General features: G+C 39.4%; 22 protein-coding genes. 15 read left to right on the top strand and 7 right to left on the bottom strand.

All coding sequences use genetic code 11. The features are described 5' to 3' along the window. Positions 1-17: 17 nt before the first annotated feature. A complete protein-coding gene (locus FBF83_RS07175; RefSeq protein ID WP_136946400.1) occupies positions 18-1712 on the top strand; it encodes a M3 family oligoendopeptidase in 1695 nt (564 codons plus the stop codon). Between the two features lie 46 nt (positions 1713-1758). Here the strand turns inward: FBF83_RS07175 and FBF83_RS07170 are convergent, their stop codons facing one another. After that, a complete protein-coding gene (locus FBF83_RS07170) occupies positions 1759-2037 on the bottom strand; it encodes a hypothetical protein (RefSeq protein WP_136946399.1) in 279 nt (92 codons plus the stop codon). A gap of 214 nt (positions 2038-2251) precedes the next feature. Here FBF83_RS07170 and FBF83_RS07165 point away from each other — a divergent pair, with 214 nt between their 5' ends. From FBF83_RS07165 to FBF83_RS07155, 3 genes are read left to right on the top strand one after another with little or no spacing between them, the layout of a single operon-like run. Beyond that, positions 2252-2752 (top strand): NUDIX domain-containing protein, encoded by a 501-nt coding sequence (locus FBF83_RS07165; protein ID WP_420875121.1) that lies wholly within the window; start codon positions 2252-2254, stop codon positions 2750-2752. Between the two features lie 12 nt (positions 2753-2764). Beyond that, positions 2765-3172, top strand: a complete 408-nt coding sequence (locus FBF83_RS07160) for a GNAT family N-acetyltransferase (protein ID WP_136946398.1) — start codon at positions 2765-2767, stop codon at positions 3170-3172. Between the two features lie 15 nt (positions 3173-3187). Then, complete coding sequence (locus tag FBF83_RS07155) at positions 3188-3709, top strand: GNAT family N-acetyltransferase (RefSeq protein ID WP_136946397.1); 522 nt, start codon at positions 3188-3190, stop codon at positions 3707-3709. Here the strand turns inward: FBF83_RS07155 and FBF83_RS07150 are convergent. Then, complete coding sequence (locus FBF83_RS07150; RefSeq protein ID WP_136946396.1) at positions 3706-4302, bottom strand: DedA family protein; 597 nt, start codon at positions 4300-4302, stop codon at positions 3706-3708. The two genes, FBF83_RS07155 and FBF83_RS07150, sit on opposite strands and share 4 nt — an antisense overlap. A gap of 219 nt (positions 4303-4521) precedes the next feature. Between FBF83_RS07150 and FBF83_RS07145 the strand changes: the two genes are divergently transcribed. The 3 genes from FBF83_RS07145 to FBF83_RS20765 all read left to right on the top strand — a co-directional run bounded on the left by FBF83_RS07145 (position 4522) and on the right by FBF83_RS20765 (position 6139). Then, the gene (locus FBF83_RS07145) at positions 4522-5301 is read left to right on the top strand and encodes a hypothetical protein (RefSeq protein WP_136946395.1); all 780 of its coding nucleotides are present in this window, start codon (positions 4522-4524) and stop codon (positions 5299-5301) included. Positions 5302-5424: 123 nt separating this feature from the next. Next, positions 5425-5931, top strand: coding sequence for a GNAT family N-acetyltransferase (locus FBF83_RS07140; protein WP_136946394.1), 507 nt, complete (start codon positions 5425-5427; stop codon positions 5929-5931). A gap of 52 nt (positions 5932-5983) precedes the next feature. Next, positions 5984-6139, top strand: coding sequence for a hypothetical protein (locus FBF83_RS20765; protein WP_169525224.1), 156 nt, complete (start codon positions 5984-5986; stop codon positions 6137-6139). Positions 6140-6164: 25 nt separating this feature from the next. Here the strand turns inward: FBF83_RS20765 and FBF83_RS07135 are convergent, their stop codons facing one another. Next, positions 6165-6800 (bottom strand): FMN-dependent NADH-azoreductase, encoded by a 636-nt coding sequence (locus FBF83_RS07135; RefSeq protein WP_136946393.1) that lies wholly within the window; start codon positions 6798-6800, stop codon positions 6165-6167. Positions 6801-6907: 107 nt separating this feature from the next. Between FBF83_RS07135 and FBF83_RS07130 the strand changes: the two genes are divergently transcribed. The 4 genes from FBF83_RS07130 to FBF83_RS07115 all read left to right on the top strand — a co-directional run bounded on the left by FBF83_RS07130 (position 6908) and on the right by FBF83_RS07115 (position 9762). After that, positions 6908-7492, top strand: a complete 585-nt coding sequence (locus FBF83_RS07130) for a DNA-3-methyladenine glycosylase I (protein WP_136946392.1) — start codon at positions 6908-6910, stop codon at positions 7490-7492. Next, on the top strand, positions 7482-7865 hold the full coding sequence (locus FBF83_RS07125; protein WP_169525223.1) for a YdbC family protein: 384 nt from the start codon (positions 7482-7484) through the stop codon (positions 7863-7865). The genes FBF83_RS07130 and FBF83_RS07125 overlap by 11 nt, the downstream gene beginning before the upstream one ends. Before the next feature lies 1 nt (position 7866). After that, positions 7867-8466: an SGNH/GDSL hydrolase family protein gene (locus tag FBF83_RS07120; protein WP_136946390.1), complete on the top strand. Its 600-nt coding sequence runs from the start codon at positions 7867-7869 to the stop codon at positions 8464-8466. 66 nt (positions 8467-8532) lie between these two features. Next, positions 8533-9762 carry an MFS transporter gene (locus FBF83_RS07115; RefSeq protein WP_136946389.1) on the top strand — a complete coding sequence of 410 codons (1230 nt, stop codon included), beginning with the start codon at positions 8533-8535 and terminating at the stop codon, positions 9760-9762. On the opposite strand, the gene FBF83_RS21125 is transcribed toward FBF83_RS07115, so the two are convergent. The 3 genes from FBF83_RS21125 to FBF83_RS07100 form a co-directional block, all read right to left on the bottom strand. Beyond that, positions 9706-10500: a helix-turn-helix transcriptional regulator gene (locus FBF83_RS21125; RefSeq protein WP_240688002.1), complete on the bottom strand. Its 795-nt coding sequence runs from the start codon at positions 10498-10500 to the stop codon at positions 9706-9708. The two genes, FBF83_RS07115 and FBF83_RS21125, sit on opposite strands and share 57 nt — an antisense overlap. Positions 10501-10525: 25 nt before the next feature. Continuing rightward, a complete protein-coding gene (locus FBF83_RS07105; protein WP_136946388.1) occupies positions 10526-11143 on the bottom strand; it encodes an NUDIX hydrolase in 618 nt (205 codons plus the stop codon). Between the two features lie 73 nt (positions 11144-11216). Next, a complete protein-coding gene (locus FBF83_RS07100; protein WP_136946387.1) occupies positions 11217-11594 on the bottom strand; it encodes a thiol-disulfide oxidoreductase DCC family protein in 378 nt (125 codons plus the stop codon). 150 nt (positions 11595-11744) lie between these two features. Between FBF83_RS07100 and FBF83_RS07095 the strand changes: the two genes are divergently transcribed. From FBF83_RS07095 to FBF83_RS07085, 3 genes are all read left to right on the top strand, one after another. Beyond that, complete coding sequence (locus tag FBF83_RS07095) at positions 11745-12506, top strand: SDR family oxidoreductase (protein WP_136946386.1); 762 nt, start codon at positions 11745-11747, stop codon at positions 12504-12506. A 112-nt stretch (positions 12507-12618) separates the two neighbouring features. Beyond that, entirely contained in the window at positions 12619-14340 is a 1722-nt protein-coding gene (locus FBF83_RS07090; protein ID WP_136946385.1) for a pyruvate oxidase, read from the top strand. An 86-nt stretch (positions 14341-14426) separates the two neighbouring features. Beyond that, positions 14427-14813, top strand: coding sequence for a gamma-glutamylcyclotransferase family protein (locus tag FBF83_RS07085; protein WP_169525222.1), 387 nt, complete (start codon positions 14427-14429; stop codon positions 14811-14813). A 368-nt stretch (positions 14814-15181) separates the two neighbouring features. Here the strand turns inward: FBF83_RS07085 and FBF83_RS07080 are convergent, their stop codons facing one another. After that, entirely contained in the window at positions 15182-16066 is an 885-nt protein-coding gene (locus tag FBF83_RS07080) for a DMT family transporter (protein WP_136946383.1), read from the bottom strand. A 161-nt stretch (positions 16067-16227) separates the two neighbouring features. Here FBF83_RS07080 and FBF83_RS07075 point away from each other — a divergent pair, with 161 nt between their 5' ends. Next, the gene (locus FBF83_RS07075; protein ID WP_136946382.1) at positions 16228-16683 is read left to right on the top strand and encodes a GNAT family N-acetyltransferase; all 456 of its coding nucleotides are present in this window, start codon (positions 16228-16230) and stop codon (positions 16681-16683) included. Positions 16684-16691 lie beyond the last annotated feature (8 nt).

Raw genomic sequence — 16691 nt, 5'->3', positions numbered from 1 at the left:
GAATAAGGGGGAAGCTGATGAGTACATTTTATGTGGAAAAGTTTGATTTTAAAAATCCAGGCAAATTAGAAGAAGAGTTTAAAACGCTCTTACATCAGTCGATCGAATCTACTGATGAACTCGAAAAATGGATAATGGATCTTTCTGATTTAATGGATGGTGTAGCTGAAGGACTTAACGGGCACTATATTGACTTTCAATGTCATAGCAGTAGTGAACAAGCGAAGAAAATGATTGAGCACGATCAGGAACATATTGAACCTATGGTTAAACGATATGAAGGACTTTTTGATAAGAAATTTCAAGAGTCACCTTATCGACTGCGACTTAACCAGGAGTACTATAAGCAATTTCTAATTAGAAAAGAAAATGCGATTGAGCTTTTCAATGAGAAGAATATTGAATTAGAAGTAGAAGAAGATCGGATTGTAAACAGCTACTTTGAACATACGGGTTCACTTTCGTTTAACTGGCAGGGAGAAGAAAAAACCCTCAGTGAAATGTTTCTATTGATGCAGGATGGTAACCGTGAGATCCGCAAAAGTGCCATGGAAGAAATTTTCACCACCCTTTTAACAAAGAAAGAAGATTTACAAACAATCATGGATCAGCTGATACAGCTTCGACAGCAGAAAGCTGAGAATGTTAATCTCGATAACTATAGAGATTATATGTTTAAAAAGTATGAGCGTTTTGATTACACGCCAGAGGATTGTAAGGCGCTTGCGGAAGCAGTCAGAAAGCATGTTGTTCCTCTCAAGGAAAAATTGCAGAAGAAACATCAGCAAGAGCTTGGTCTTTCAGACTATAAGCCATGGGACACGCGAGCAGTGCCTAAAGATAAGTTGCCGCTTCGACCTTTCAATCGTATAGAAGAACTGATCCAAGGAACGTCTGATATTTTCGATCAGCTTTCTCCTCGTTTCTCCTATCTTCTTAATGATATGAATGAGAAAGGCGCACTTGATCTTGAAAGCCGTAAAGGCAAAGCGCAGGGAGGGTTTTGTGAGTACCTACCTATTTCAGAGCTATCTTTTATTTTCATGAATAGCACGAAGTCACAAGATGATTTTATTACTCTTCTTCATGAAATGGGTCATTGCATCCATAACGATTTCAAGCGAAATCAACAATTGTCTGCGTATCAAGAAACTCCAATGGAATCTGCTGAGCTTGCGAGTATGACAATGGAACTTCTTACGATGGATTACTGGAACCTGATGTACAGTGATGAAAAGGAATTGTTACGGGCTAAGAAAGATCAGCTTGAAGGATTAATTCTCTTTCTTCCAAATGGCATTGTTGTTGATCAATTCCAGCACTGGATGTACGAAAATCCAAATCACACAAGTGAAGAGCGAAGCCAGAAATATATGGAGCTTTCTCGCACATATGACTCATCTTTTGTCGATTGGAACGGACAGGAAGAGTGGATTCAAAATAACTGGCAACTCATTCTCCACATTTTCGAAGTGCCGTTTTATTACATTGAATATGTTATCGCACAGCTTGGAGCAATTCAAATGTATCGCCAGTATAGAGAAAATCCAGAGCAAACGCTACAAAACTATAACCGCGCTCTTTCAATGGGTAGTTCTGTATCGCTAGCTGAAGTGTATGAAGCAGCAGGTATTCATTTTGACTTCTCTGAGACAATGATTAAAGGTTTAATGGATTTCATCTCACTAGAACTAGATGCTTTACCTGAATAATAAGAAAGGAAGCCCCTCTTAGAATTATAAGAGGGGCTTTTTTATGCTACTCATCGATCGTCCATATCTTACAGCTCGGACACTGGATAATTTCAAAGCGATCCTTCTTTAATTCATCCATCCAATCTTCCCATGAATTATGATCAGGCGTCACCTCGAGCGTTTTGACAGTTTTGAGCTCATCTCCATCGCTGTTGGTGCACGTGCATTCCACAATAGCGAGCTTCGTTTCGTTATAATCACTTTCCTTCGTTCGATCGACAGACCAGCTAACTAAACGCTGATCCATTGGTTTACGTTCTTTGTATTGAGAAGGATTAAGCATACTATATCACTCCTTTGTTAGTGGGTATTACTAGGAAAGGACGACATCCTTTACCTTGTTTCATTACATCCATTCATTCGTACTCACATCTGTTTAACCTCTGTTTCCTTCTCTAACGATGTTACCCGTTTTTAAACAAAAAAAATCCTCTTAACTCTATGGGTTCACTAGAAGTAATAGTATATACTGACAGCATACAAAACTATCAATCTCACTGGAGGAGAAAATGAAAACGATTAACGCGACACTACTATCGATGGTTATTCTACATAATGAAGAAACTGATGAGATTCTATTATTGAATCGGCCACCTGAAGCAGGGTTTCCAGGATACATTGGTCCAGGTGGAAAAATTGAGCTATCTGAAAGTTTTGCAGAAGGAGCGGCAAGGGAGCTTCGCGAAGAAACTGGGTTAACGGTAAATCCATCAGATCTTACGTTCAAAGGGGTGGATGAATTTATCATTCGTGATGAAATGTACCGTTATATTGTGTTCAATTACGTTGCCACTTCATTTTCCGGAGAGCTACTTTTAAATCCACCTGAAGGAAAATTATCGTGGGTGAAGCGTCATTCTGTTAATGAGCTTCCAATGCAAGACTGGTTTAAGCGAAGACTTCCGAAGTTCTTTGAAGAGGGGACTTTTGAAGTTTCTATTGAATATGAGAGAGGAAACGCCACTCCACTGAAAGAAACGACAAGGAAACTAGGTTGAGGAGGAATACATATGATTCAAAGACAGGATGAAGCGCGTGAGATGATTCGAAAGAAAGTTGTCGATTATAACGAAGAGCAACTTTCAGATCAGGTCAAAACACCACTTGAAAAAATTGCATATGTCATTCAAGAAGAGGGCGAATTAGTTGGAGGAGTCTCTGGAACAATGTTCTGGGAACACCTTCATCTAGATTTTCTTTGGGTAGCAGAAAGCAAGAGAGGCAATCAATATGGCAGGAAACTTCTTAAGCGGATCGAAAAGCTTGCAGAGGAGAAAGCATGTAGACTTATTCTTCTTGATTCATTTAGTTTCCAGGCGCCGGGCTTTTACTTACGTGAGGGGTATGAGATTTGTGGCAAAGTTGATAATCATCCAGAGGGGCACACCCAGTATTTCTTACAAAAGAGATTAAATTAAAGGAGCGTATGAGCGATGGAGAAAATACAACTGAGAGAAGTAAAAGAAGAAGACTGGAAATCTATTCATTCTTATGCTTCCATTGAGGAAGTTTGCAAGTACCAACCTTGGGGACCTAACACAGAGGATGAATCAAAAGCGTATGTAAACAACATTATCGAAGATGCTCTCGTTAAGCCACGTACTCGTTATGCGTACGCCATTGTTGAAGATGATTCCGTTATTGGAGTGTGCGAAGTAAACATACGAGACCGAGTAAATGAACAGGGGGAGCTTGCGTATATTCTTCATCCTGAGCGCTGGGGGCTCGGATACGCTTCAGAAGCAGCAAGAACACTTCTGACATTCTCATTCGTAGAGCTTGGTTTGCACAAAGTTAGTGCAACGTGTAACCCAGATAATATTGGATCAAAAAGAGTACTTGAAAGAATAGGAATGAAACAAGAAGGTGTATTACGCGACGACTTAAAGATGAGAGATGGCTGGCGCGATTCGCTGCTGTTCAGCATATTAGAAACAGAATGGAATAATCGTTAACGGGCTTTACGCTTCTTCATAAAGAGTAGCAGGCAATAACAAATGATGAAAAATCCGGCACCAATGCTTAAAGGTAGTGTATACATTCTTGCTACTGAATGAATGTGCTGCCAGTTATGACCGAGCTTAACACCGATATACAAAAAGAGGATCGACCAGGGAATCATAGCAAGCGCAGTATAGAAGGTAAATCGCACGAGCGACATTTTAGCAATGCCTGCGGGGAGTGATATAGCATGGCGAACAACTGGAATGAACCTAGCTGTAAAAATGATGCTTACACCATTTCGTTCGAACCATTCTTCAGCAAGGGTAAGGGATTTGTGTGATATGAGTATGTATTTGCCATATCGCTCCAAAAATGATCTTCCCCCATATCGACCAAGCCAATATAAAAAAAGCTGAGCAATTGTCCCACCGATTGTGCCTGCTATGACAGCTCCAGCGAAATGAATCGTTCCTTTTGAAACCATATAGCCACCATAAGCGAGAACAAGCTCGCTTGGAATAATTTCAACCATAAGTGCAAGAGAAATACCAGGATATCCTAGGCTTAGAAGCCAGTTCAAGCATTGCATAATAAAATGTTCCATATGACACGACTCCTTTCAAGGACAAACTTTTACGTGTTCTCATGTCTATTACAAAATGAGTTTCCTTAGACCTGAAAAAAAGAATGAGTGGTATACTCATAAAGTAACGTTTGTAATCGAAAAATATAGCACCCGGAATGTAAGTAATCCGGGTACTGTTCGTTCTCACTTGAGAATGGCATTAGATTAGAGAGGTGAAAGGTAAGGATGTTAACATCCATGAAGAAATTTCTAGCGACACTGGATCAACCCCTTCAAGCAAAATCGGGGAAAGAAAAAGCATTAACAGTTCTATCTGTCATTGGATTCATTCTATTATTATATCTTGTAGCTTTTTCGCCATTTATGTTCAGATTATTTATGACGTGCCTTGGTGTTGGTGTTTCGCTTTATGTGATTAAAAAAATTCAGGATTTTGATATATTGCTAAGGGGTGAGGAGATCAAGACGGATAGTTCTTCAAGAGTATCTAATGATGATCAATTATCGTTCTCACTCGCAAAGCCGATTGAAGAAGTAGAATCATCTGAAGAAGCTGAGAAGGAACGAGAACTTGAGCGAATCAATAGCGATAAAACGCTACTCTTTGAAGAACTCCTTTCCAAAGCGGATCTTGATGAATTAGAGAAAGAAACATACCGAAACCGAATGCAACAAAAGGAAACAGAAAGTAATCGCATTAAGCAGGACATTCTACAGTTTAAAAATAGAATTCAAAAAGCTGTTAGTGATAAGAAAAGCTTATTCATTAAAGAAACGCCAGACATGAAGCTTGTTGCTGAATTAATTGGGATTGAGTCTGTTGAATCAAGTTCATTTATTCAATTAAACGAAGAGCTCAAAATGGTTTACAATGATATTCCTGAAGCAAAGCGAGATACGCTACTCGAGTATGAAATGGTTAATGAAGATTTTGAATTAACTCGATTTGGCTATAAGGAGCTTATGAAAGAAGTAAGAAAGCTCGAGAAGAGAACGAAGCAAGTTGCAGAACAATAGTATATAACCCAAAACGTGTATGAGATCTCATACACGTTTTTCTTATGGAAATTCTTACTATTAGAAGTTTCACTTTGTGATAAACTAGCAAAAAACACTAGGATTAGAAATGAGGGGAAGCAAGTGGAACTGAGACATATAAACTCTGAGGATGCTGAAGCGTTTGTACAGTTGATAAAAGACGTTGAGAATGATGCACAATATATGCTGTATGAACCACAAGAACGGAAGCTGTTAGTAGAAGAACAGCGTGAACGGATTGATAAAATAGAACAAGATCAAGGGTCCACGATATTTGTAGCGGAGGATTCAGGTAGGCTCATTGGCTACTTGATTGCGATAGGTGGGCAAACAAAGCGAAACAGTCATTCTGCTTACATAATTGTAGGCATCAGGAAGGAACAGCGTGGTAAGGGAGTAGGAACAAAGCTATTTCAAGAATTAGAAGAATGGTCACTGATCAATGGAATTCACCGTTTAGAACTGACTGTTGTAACGCGGAATGAGGCTGGTTTGGCTCTATACAAAAAAGCCGGGTACGAAGTAGAAGGATTAAAGAGGCATTCCCTTCAGATTAATGATGAATTTGTGGATGAATACTATATGTCCAGGCTTTTAATAGATCGATAATCATATTTGCTGCCTCCTTCATCCATACTATTGATAGAAGGAGGCGAAATTGATGTTCGATCATACGAAACATATTCCGCTTGAAGGAATACCTGGAGAACTTAAGATAAGCAGTGATTTACCTGAAACTGAGGACAGAGCTGAAATGAGTTTTCCGTTCGACTACAGCATGATGATTCCTCTAGATCATGTTATAAAGGAAGAGTAAAAAAAGCGCAATTGCGCTTTTTTTGTTAGAAATCTAAGGCTACTTTATGTGCTTTGTCGATTGCCTTGCTTTTAATTTCTTCTGCTTTCTCTGGCATTTGAGCCATTCCCTCTGCGATTACAGATTCTACAGAAGGAATACCTAGAAAACCGAGAACAGCATGAAGGTATCGATCACCGAACTCCATTTCTTTAGCTGGCCCCTCCGAATAAACGCCACCTCTTGCCTGGATGTGAAGGGCTTTTTTGTCTGTTAACAACCCAACGGGGCCTTCCTCTGTGTACTTGAATGTTTTCCCTGCAATTGCGATCGTATCGATATACGCTTTTAGTTTAGGAGGAAAGCTGAAATTCCAGAAAGGTGTGACAAAGACATATTTATCAGCTTCAATAAATTGATCTGTCAGATCATTTATTTTACTAACTTTCATTTGTTCATCTGCAGATAAATGATGAAACTCATTGCCGTTTTGAAGTTTTCCCCATCCTTTGAAAACGTCCGTATCAATGTATGGAAGGTCAATGTTATAAAGATCTAGCTTCAGTATAGTATCGTTTGGATGCTCTTCTTGATACGTTTTCAGAAAGGCTTCTCCGATCGTCAGGCTAAAAGATTCATTCACAGGTTTAGGATTTACAGTAATATATAGTATTTTTGCCAACTTGATCATCTCCTTTTATGTCGCCACTTAGTATGGCTTGAGGAGATAAAACTATTCCAATAGAGAAAAGGCGCGTTAAAATAAAAGCAAAGACTAGGAGGAATAATGTGAAGCGATGTGCATGGGTAAACGATGAAGAGATTTTTAAGAATTATCATGATAACGAATGGGGAATCCCCGTTTATGATGATCAAAAACTATTTGAAATGTTAATTCTAGAAGGGGCTCAGGCAGGCTTGAGTTGGATCACGATTCTAAAGAGAAGAGAGAATTACCGTGAAGCTTTTGATGAATTTAACGTTGAGCAGGTTGCATCTTATGATGAAGATAAAATTCAGAAGCTGTTAAGTAATGAAGGTATTATTCGAAACAAACTTAAAGTGCGTGGAACAGTTAAAAATGCAAAAGCATTTATTGCTATTCGAAAAGAGTTTGGTAGTTTTTCGACTTACATATGGGCATTTACAGAAGGAAAACCGATCGTTAATCATTGGGAGTCGAGTGACGAAGTTCCAGCCGAGACAGACCTTAGCAAGAAAATTAGCAAAGATATGAAAAAAAGAAATTTCACATTCGTAGGTCCTGTTATTATTTATAGCTTTATGCAGGCGGTTGGTATGGTTAATGACCATACAACAGATTGCTTTCGACATCCTGAAATTCAAGGGGATTCAACAAGCGATGTTGATTAAGAATGTGATTTGTGAAGTTAAGGAAGGTCATGCTTCATCATTTTCGTCAGGTCAAGAACGATGGAAAGAGCTAAAGCATTGCAATGGATTTATTGCACAGTTTGGCGGGTGGTCTCAAAATAAGCGTACCGCAACCATTATTGGTTTCTGGCTAAATCGCTCATCCTATAACGAGTTTATGAAGAAGTACCATGATGTGATCTATGAAAAAACAGGACAAAGCGGAACTTTCGATTCGATCCACGTTGTGCTCGAAGAAAATGAAGTAGAGAAAATAAATAAGGTAACAAGCGAGTGGCTTCGTAACCAATTCAGTACTTTTTGCGAAAAGTGGACGATAACAAGGGATCAAAACGAAGGGAGAGTTCAATAGCATGAGTAAATGGTTATTCATTGGCGATAGTATTACAGACTCAGGCAGAAATCAGGATCCTGAGGGAATCGGTTCTGGGTATGTACGTATGATTAAGGATGAGTTAGAAAATGATGTTCAAGTTGTAAATAAAGGTGTAAGTGGTAATCGTATAACGGATCTAGAGAAGAGGTGGCAGAAGGATGTTATCGCAGACAAACCTGAAGTACTGTCTATTTCAATCGGAATAAATGATGTTTGGCGTCAGCTTGATCACCCTGAAATGAATCAGGTGTATCCAGAGAATTTCAAAGAAATATATGAGCGACTGCTTAATAAGACTAGAAATATCAATACGAAGCTAGTTTTAATGGAGCCTACAATTATAAATGAAGATGTACACTCTAAGGGGAATCAGATGCTTGTACCATACGTTGAGGTTGTTCGTCGTCTAGCATTGAACTATGATGCTGTTCTTGTTCCTACACATACTGCTTTTCTTAATGAGGTAAAACAAAGTGAGGTAAACCTGACAACAGATGGCGTACATATGACTGAAGCGGGTAATCGGTTAATGGCAAATACCTGGTTAAAAGCATGCGCTCCCCATTTGTTGCGCTAACATTCAACAAGATGTTAGAAGATCAATTACTTCTATCTTTTTACAATAGAGATAGAGGTGATTTTTGTGTATCGAATATTTTTTACAAATTCAACAATTCGCTATTATTTACTCGGTGGGGGTATTTCTAAGCTTGGGGATGTTCTATCGGGAATGGCATTTCTGTTTCTAGCTTATGAGCTAACAGGCTCGAAAATCATGACCACGGGAATGGCGATAACGCAAACAGTTCCATACCTCCTGTTTGGTTTATTAGGTGGCGTTGTTGCTGATTGGGTTCAGAAAAAAAGGCTTCTTATTTTACTTGATTTGATAAGAATACCACTTGTCGCTTCAATTGTTATTTTTTATTATGCGAATCAGTTGGAGTATGTGCACTTGGTAAGTGTTAGTTTACTCATTCAAACAATTGGGTGCTTTTTTAATCCTACCCATCGTGCAGTGTTACCACTAATTACAAATGAAGAAAGCAGGACAGTAGTCAATAGTTTGAATGATACGTTACAGAGAGGCGTGACGGTCGTTAGTCCGTTCATTTCAGTTTGGTTACTAACTACATATGGAGCCATTCATTTCTTTACTATTGATGCTTTCACGTACTTGATTAGTGCTTTATGTTTCTTGAAAGTGGATGTGACAGACAGCAGGTATACTGGAAAACGGTCTATTAAAGAAGCGTGGCTTTCAATTGTATCTTTTAGTAAGTGGGCGAATCAAAACGTAACGATACGAAATCTCTTCCTCTTCACATTCTTTATTGTTTTCCTTAATACATGGGTGTGGGAAGTGGGGTTGTTACTTGCTTTATCAGAGATGACAACAAAAAGTGAGGAAATGTATAGTTTCATTCAGGGGGTTTTTGGTGCGGTCGTTATTGGAACAAATCTAATCCTTCCTCTTGTTAAGAAAAGAATGAGTCTGGCTATTTATTTGGTTGGGGCGTTCATTTGGGGAGGAGGAGTTTTGTATTATGGATTGTGGTACGAACTGGAACACTTTTTCATAGGCACTGTATTTGTCGCCATTGGCATTCCTATAGCTGGTCTAGCAAGAGTTTATCTCTTGCAGACGCTTGTTCCGAATGATCAGCTTGGTAGAGGATTTAGTACGAATGCTGTTCTACTTTATCTTGCAAACACCCTTTCCCTTGCACTCTTCGGCCTTCTCTCATCGTTTATTAGCATTCAAACGCTTATGATTGTGAGCGGGGTTAGTATGACTACGGTGAGTGCAGGGTACTTAGTGATAACGAATACGAACTTGCGAAGGCGTCTTACCGTACAGTTTTTTAAATAAGTGGTTATATGAAGAAAGGTTTTTAAATCCAGATGAAAGAGCAATTGAGAGAATTGAATCATTGGTGTGAACAAGTTTCTCCTGACTTTTGATCATTCGGTACAATTGAAGAAAGGAGTATGGTGAGACTCCGAAAGATTCTTTAAAGGCATGAGCGAACTGATATTTTGATAGTCCAGTGAGAGCGGCGAGTTCATCAAGGGTCCAATCCTCTTGAAAGCTTTCCTTTATGGCATTAACAGCGAAGCTTAAAGGAGCTGATGTAGTAGGAATGGACAGCTCGCTTTGGTGAGAGCCAGGAGCGTGTTTCATCAGCAGTAAGACGAGTTGAGTCATGCTATGCTCAAGAAAAAATGAGCGCTCATTTGCATCCGTATGTATAATAAATTCTCTTACGAAAGAAGCCCATTGGATGAGCTGCGGATGACGGAAACTGATTGATGCGAAATCAGGCAACGTGTTTGAGATTCCAAGATCTACACAAACATTCTTCACGAGTGTTTCATTCAATTCTATTAAGAATTTCTCATCTGTCACATGAAGCTGACGATGAGGCTCACCAGGATTCATCATAAGGAACTTGCCCTCTTCAATTAAAATGTCACCTCGAGCCACCTCGTAAAGACCATTTCCTGTATGAGAAAATATAAATTTATAGCATTGGTCACTACGCCAGCTTCGTTCATGTAGGCGATCATTTCTCATAAGTAATAGTCCGTGCTTGTATGGTGTAATCATACGTTTAACTCCTTACTTTAACTCCTTAATCAAAAACGGTTGGTAATGATGGGTTATCATAGAGTGTGAAAAGCATAGTGATTTGTGATTCGGTTATTCGTCCATCAGAAAGTGGTGGAAGATTGTCTAAAGAGAAGAAACCACAATCACTAGTTTCGATACTATCTGTCGCGTTCCCACCTACTAGTTCACAACCGATGATCATTTTATAAATATGATAAGGGGATGGTGGATGAGGATGGTGTTTATGATCTAGAACAGCTAGTAAACGCTTTGCTTCTACAAGATAACCCGATTCCTCCTCTACTTCTTTAATAGCGACTTCTGACGGTGAGAAGCCAACATCCCCCCATCCTCCTGGAATCGACCATTTTCCATCAGCTTTTTCTTTAACAAGGAGGATTTTTCCATCCTTAATTACAGCGGCGCGAATATCCACTTTAGGTGTTTGATACCCTGTTTCATTCGTAAAGAGCTCTTGAATCGTTTTCATGTCATACTCGGTGTAAGTCTCTAGTATTTCTGCACTGAGCTGTCTAAGTTCTATGTATCGTTCATAATCGTAATCATCACGTGTATAGGTTAATCCTGCCTGGGCGATCGATTGGATTTGTTTTGCCCAGGCAAGCCACTTTTCTTCCATCATGAAGCATCCTTTCCAGTTCGTTCTCTATCATTATTATTCTAGAAAAGAATAGGAAAGCCTGCTTTTGCTTCTATTCAAATCTAGGTTCTGGATATCTTCCAAACCAGTCATAACGATTTTTAGAAAACCAAATATAGAATGGTGATCCAAGCTTATCGATAAAAGGTAAATAGAGCAGTAACGATAGCGGAATAGTGAGTGGAAGAGCCATTAGAAGTCTTCTTACCGAATAAAAGCCAGCGTGAAGATTTCCGGATTCCGTAAGCATATGAATCTCGTCATACATTCGTTTATGTCGAAATTGCATGTAAGGGTAATCATCCGGATTCTTCTCAACTTCTTGAACGGGTATCCAGTCTATCTTATTGAACCAGTCTAGTTTTCTTAAAGATTTTTTTACGTAAAAACAAAAAGGGCACTCAGCGTCATAGAATACAATGTGTTTCATAGTGTTAGCCTCCAATTCATATATATCATCTTTTTACCCTATTTCACTATTTTCTTTGAATTTAAACTAGGTGGTAATAGTTGACAGAAAATTTCAATATTATTATAGTCAAGTTATACTACAAAAGAAAACGATTACAGGAGTGATGAGATGAAGAGGCTGGATGGTAGAACAGCATACATAACCGGTGGTAGTAGAGGGATTGGTGCAAGTATTGCAGAGCGATTTGCTAGTGAAGGGGCAAGCGTTTATTTAGCTGATGTGAATGAAGAAGCACTTGAAAATACTAAGAAACAATTCGAAGAAAAAGGGTATTCTGTTATGACGGGTGTTGTTGATGTTACGAACCGAGCACAGGTTGAGCTTAGTATGAAAGAAGCTGCGAATGCTTTTGGTTCAATCGATATCTTAATTAATAATGCAGGTGTCATTCGTGATAATCTACTGTTTAAGATGACAGATGAGGATTGGATGACGGTTATGCAAGTCCACCTTACTGGCAGTTTCTATGCTTCAAGAGCAGCACAGAGCTACATGGTAGAGCAAGGATACGGAAGAATTATTAGTCTATCCTCAACTTCAGCACTCGGTAATCGTGGCCAAACGAATTATGCAGCGGCCAAAGCAGGAATTCAAGGTTTAACCAAAACGCTATCTCTCGAGCTAGGTAAATACGGAATTACCGCCAATGCTATTGCACCAGGATTTATTGAGTCGGATATGACAAAAGCAACAGCAGATCGATTAGGCGTCGAATTCGACCAATTTATTGATTACAATAAAAAACAGATTCCGGTTGGTAGAACTGGAAAGCCTGAAGACATTGCAAATGCTGCGCTCTTTTTTGCAGATGAGCAGTCATCTTTTGTGAGCGGACAAGTACTATATGTAGCAGGTGGTCCAAGAACATAATGAGCAATTCAAGCAGCCATTTGGCTGCTTGTTTATTTTGGCATACACGTTTCGTTGTACTTTTCTTAGGGTACTTTTTCTTTATGGAAAAGGACGCGAAGGAGGAGTCATGATGTTTGAAAAAAATGCTGGTGAAATATTGCTTGATACACTATCAGAATGGGGTGTAGACCATATTTATGGTTTACCTGGTGATTCGATTAATCACTTTGTCGAGAATTTACGAAATGCACAGGACCGTATGAAGTTTATTCAGGTTCGTCATGAGGAAGTTGGTGCTCTTGCAGCAGCATCGTATGCGAAGATTACTGGCAAAATCGGTGTGTGTCTATCAATTGCAGGACCAGGTGCTGTTCATTTATTAAATGGTCTATATGATGCAAAAGCGGATGGTGTACCAGTACTGGTCATTGCTGGACAGATTGCTAGTGACCAGCTTGGGACAGATCAGTTTCAGGAGGTTAACCTGGAGCGAATGTTCGATGATGTTTCTGTGTTTAATCGTAGAGTTGAAACGGCTGCTTCATTGCCAGATTTAACACATCAAGCCATTCGAACTGCTGTAGAGAAGAAGGGTGTGGCAATTCTAACTATTCCAGATGATCTTGCTGCTGAGAAAGTGAAACAAAAGGTCCAGAATACGTCACTTATCCATTCGAAAGCAGTTGTTCATCCTCATGACTCCAATTTAAATGAAGCAGTAGCTCTTTTAAATGAAGCGAAACGCCCTGTTATTCTTGCAGGTAAAGGGTCCAAGCATGCTAGGGAAGAACTTCTTGGATTTGCTGAAAAGGCAGGAGCTCCGGTTATTTTAAGTCTACCAGGTAAAGGTGCGATTCCGGATGTTCATCCATATAATCTGGGACAGCTTGGGCAGATTGGAACGAAACCAGCTTATGAAGCGATGGAGGAAACGGATCTACTGATTATGGTCGGGACATCTTTCCCTTATCGAGATTATTTACCTGATAAAGCGAAAGCCATTCAGATTGATATTGAACCAACGCAGATTGGAAAACGCTATCCCGTAACAGTGGGCCTAATTGGAGATGCGAAATGGACGCTTTCTTATTTAACTGATCATACAAGCTATCAAGAAGATCGAGAATTTGTTGAAAAGTGTCAGGAAAATATGAAGAACTGGTGGGCTCATCTTGAGAAAATCGAGTCAGAGGAGTCAACACCAATAAAACCACAGCAAATAATGCCACAGCTCCAAAAAGTAGTGGACGATAATGCGGTGCTTTCTGTTGATGTTGGTAATGTCACAGTTTGGGCGTCAAGGCATTTTCGGGTAACAAATCAGAAATTCATTATCTCCTCATGGATGGCGACAATGGGTTGCGGACTACCAGGTGCTATTGCTGGTAAAATCGCTCACCCTGATCGTCAGGCAGTTGCAATCTGTGGAGACGGCGGCTTTACAATGGTAATGCAGGATTTCTTAACAGCAGTAAAGTATAAGCTCCCAATGATGGTTGTTATTCTAAACAATGAGCGTCTCGGTATGATTAAATACGAACAGCAGGAAATTGGAAATATCGATTTTGAAACAGAATTAAAAGACTTTAATTTTGCTGCGTTTGCTGAAACGGCAGGCGGTGAAGGGTATCGTGTTGAGAAATACGAAGAACTATTGCCTGCTTTTGAGAGGGCAGCTAAATCTACAAAGCCTGCAATTGTTGATATCGTAATTGAAGAACAGCCGCCACTTCCTGGTAAAATTACGTACGAACAGGCTGCAAGTTATTCGAAGTATATGCTGAAAAAAGCATTTGAAGAGCAGGAAATTGATATGCCGCCATTGAAGAAGGCGTTAAAGCGAATTTTCTAATAAGAGTAGGAAGGCCCGCTTATAGCGGGCTTTTTTGTAGTTAAGATTGTCTGTTTCGTAATCTGTTGAGAGGTGGAGACATCAAGGTGAGACTTGTATTTTGTTATGGGACTTTAAGACATGGGGAGAGTAATCATTCAGTGATTAAGGGCGCAATCCTAAGAGAAACAACTAGTTGGACTAAAGGAACGCTCTACGATACTCGAAACGGCTATCCAGCATTAATTGAATCGGATGAAGGAAAGGTATATGGAGAAGTTTATGAAGTAAATGAGCAACATCTTGAACGAATTGATATCCTCGAAGGATTTCAAGAAGGACGTAATCATAATTTATATGATCGTATTGTACGAACGATTGAAAGCAAGAACGGAAACTACGAAGCGATTACGTATGTAATGCGAGAGCCTGAAGACCATTTTATTGAAATTGAAGGTGGGGATTGGGGCTTATATCGAAACAAATTATCTTAATTATTTGAAATTTAATGAAGTAGATTATGAGTTGAGTTAGAGTTTTAGATATATAATTAAAAAAAACGAGTGCTAAACTTAGTTAGAATTTAACACTCGTCTTTAGAGAAGGCTCTTTTTATTAAAGATTGTTGTATTTGAAAGAGATTATGAATAAAGAAATTCACACATCAAAGTTGATTGGAGCGGAAGGTGCTCGACTCCTGCGGGATTAGCGGGACAGGTGAGACCCCGCAGGCGCGCCTTAAGCGCGCCGAGGAGGCTCACCGCCCGCCCCGCGGAAAGCGAGCATCCTGAAGCGGGAATCAACCACTCCTCTTATAGCAACAATGTCTACGAAAACAGCCTTAAAGAACTCAGCAAATCATTTAATTAGATGGTTGTAGCTCTCTTTTCTCAATCTTTGCTTCACGGTTATTTCGCATAAACATATAAAATGATGCAGAGAAAATAATCACATATCCGAGAATGCTCCAAATATCTGGTATTTGTCCGAATAATACGATACTAATCAACGCTGAATACACAACGGTTGAATAGAAAAAGATTGAGATTTCGCGTGCCGGCGCAAATTTATAGGCAATCGTCAATCCGAATTGACCGAGGGTTGCGAATACACCTGCTAAGAGTAAGTAAATGAGCTGTCTCATTTCCATTGGCTCATAGAACATTATGACAAACGGTAAGAGAACAACAGTTGAGAAGAAAGAGAAATAGAAAACAACTGTATAGAACTTTTCGCGCTGTCCGAGTACTCTTAGAACTGTATAAGCACCAGCTGCAAAAATAGCGGATAGTAGTCCTGAAATATACGGAATCGTTTCTACTGAGAATTGCGGTTTAATAATTAATAATGTGCCTATAAATGCAATGATGATGGCGATTATTTGGAAGCGTTTGGCTTTTTCTTTTAAGAAAAGAGCAGAGAAAATAATCAATAAGAACGGACTGAGCTTGTTTAGCATATCGGCATCTGAGAGAACAAGATGGTCAATAGCGTAGAAATAGAAGATAATTCCTAGCGTACCAAGCGCAGACCGTAGGAGTAAGAACTTTTGATTTTCCTTTTTACCAAATAGCCGTTCTTTGTAATACATAACAAAACCGAACGAAATAATCGCTGATACGGCGTTTCGAAACATCGTTTTTTGAATGGTAGGCACATCACCCGAAAGTTTTACGAACGCTGCCATCATCGCGAAGCCGAAGGATGAAATTAGCAGCAGTATAATACCTTTATTACGATCACTCATTATATTCCTCCTGTAAACATAGACAAGTCACTTCTATCACTTTACTTTAAAGCTATCCTATATTTCAACTACATGGCTTAAAGTCCTAATCGTCACACATTGTTGCATTCGAGAAAAGGATGACGTTGTAGAAAGAAATATGAAGAAAAGAAGGTGCTCGCATGATTCAAACGTTACATCATCAAAACACAGAGACAGCTAAATTGATTTTAGATGTTCAACTTCCTGCTTACCGTAAAGAAGCAGAGATCATTAAATTTGATGGTATACCGCAGTTGAGCGATACGGTTGACTCAATTCAAATGAGTGAAGAAACATTTATAGGGTGTTATAGGGAAGGCGAAGTAGCGGGGGTTCTTTCCTTTAAGCAGACGAATGATAGCGTTAGAATCTGCAGACTAGTTGTACATCCAGATTATTTTCGGATGGGGGTCGCAAAAGAGATCATGGAATATCTACTTGCGGCAAGTGATAAGGAATTTGTTGTGAGTACAGGTGCTGATAACGTTCCTGCAGTGAAATTCTATGAGAGATTCGGATTTGAAGAGGTGGAGAGATCTGAACCAGTAGAAGGCATTTTTCTTACACACTTGAAGAAAGAAGCGAAGAGCGGTTAGTGACTTGC

The organism is Guptibacillus hwajinpoensis (assembly GCF_005144865.1).
Taxonomy (GTDB): Bacteria; Bacillota; Bacilli; order Bacillales; family Guptibacillaceae; genus Guptibacillus; species Guptibacillus hwajinpoensis_A.
This window is presented reverse-complemented; position numbering and strand designations above follow the sequence as displayed.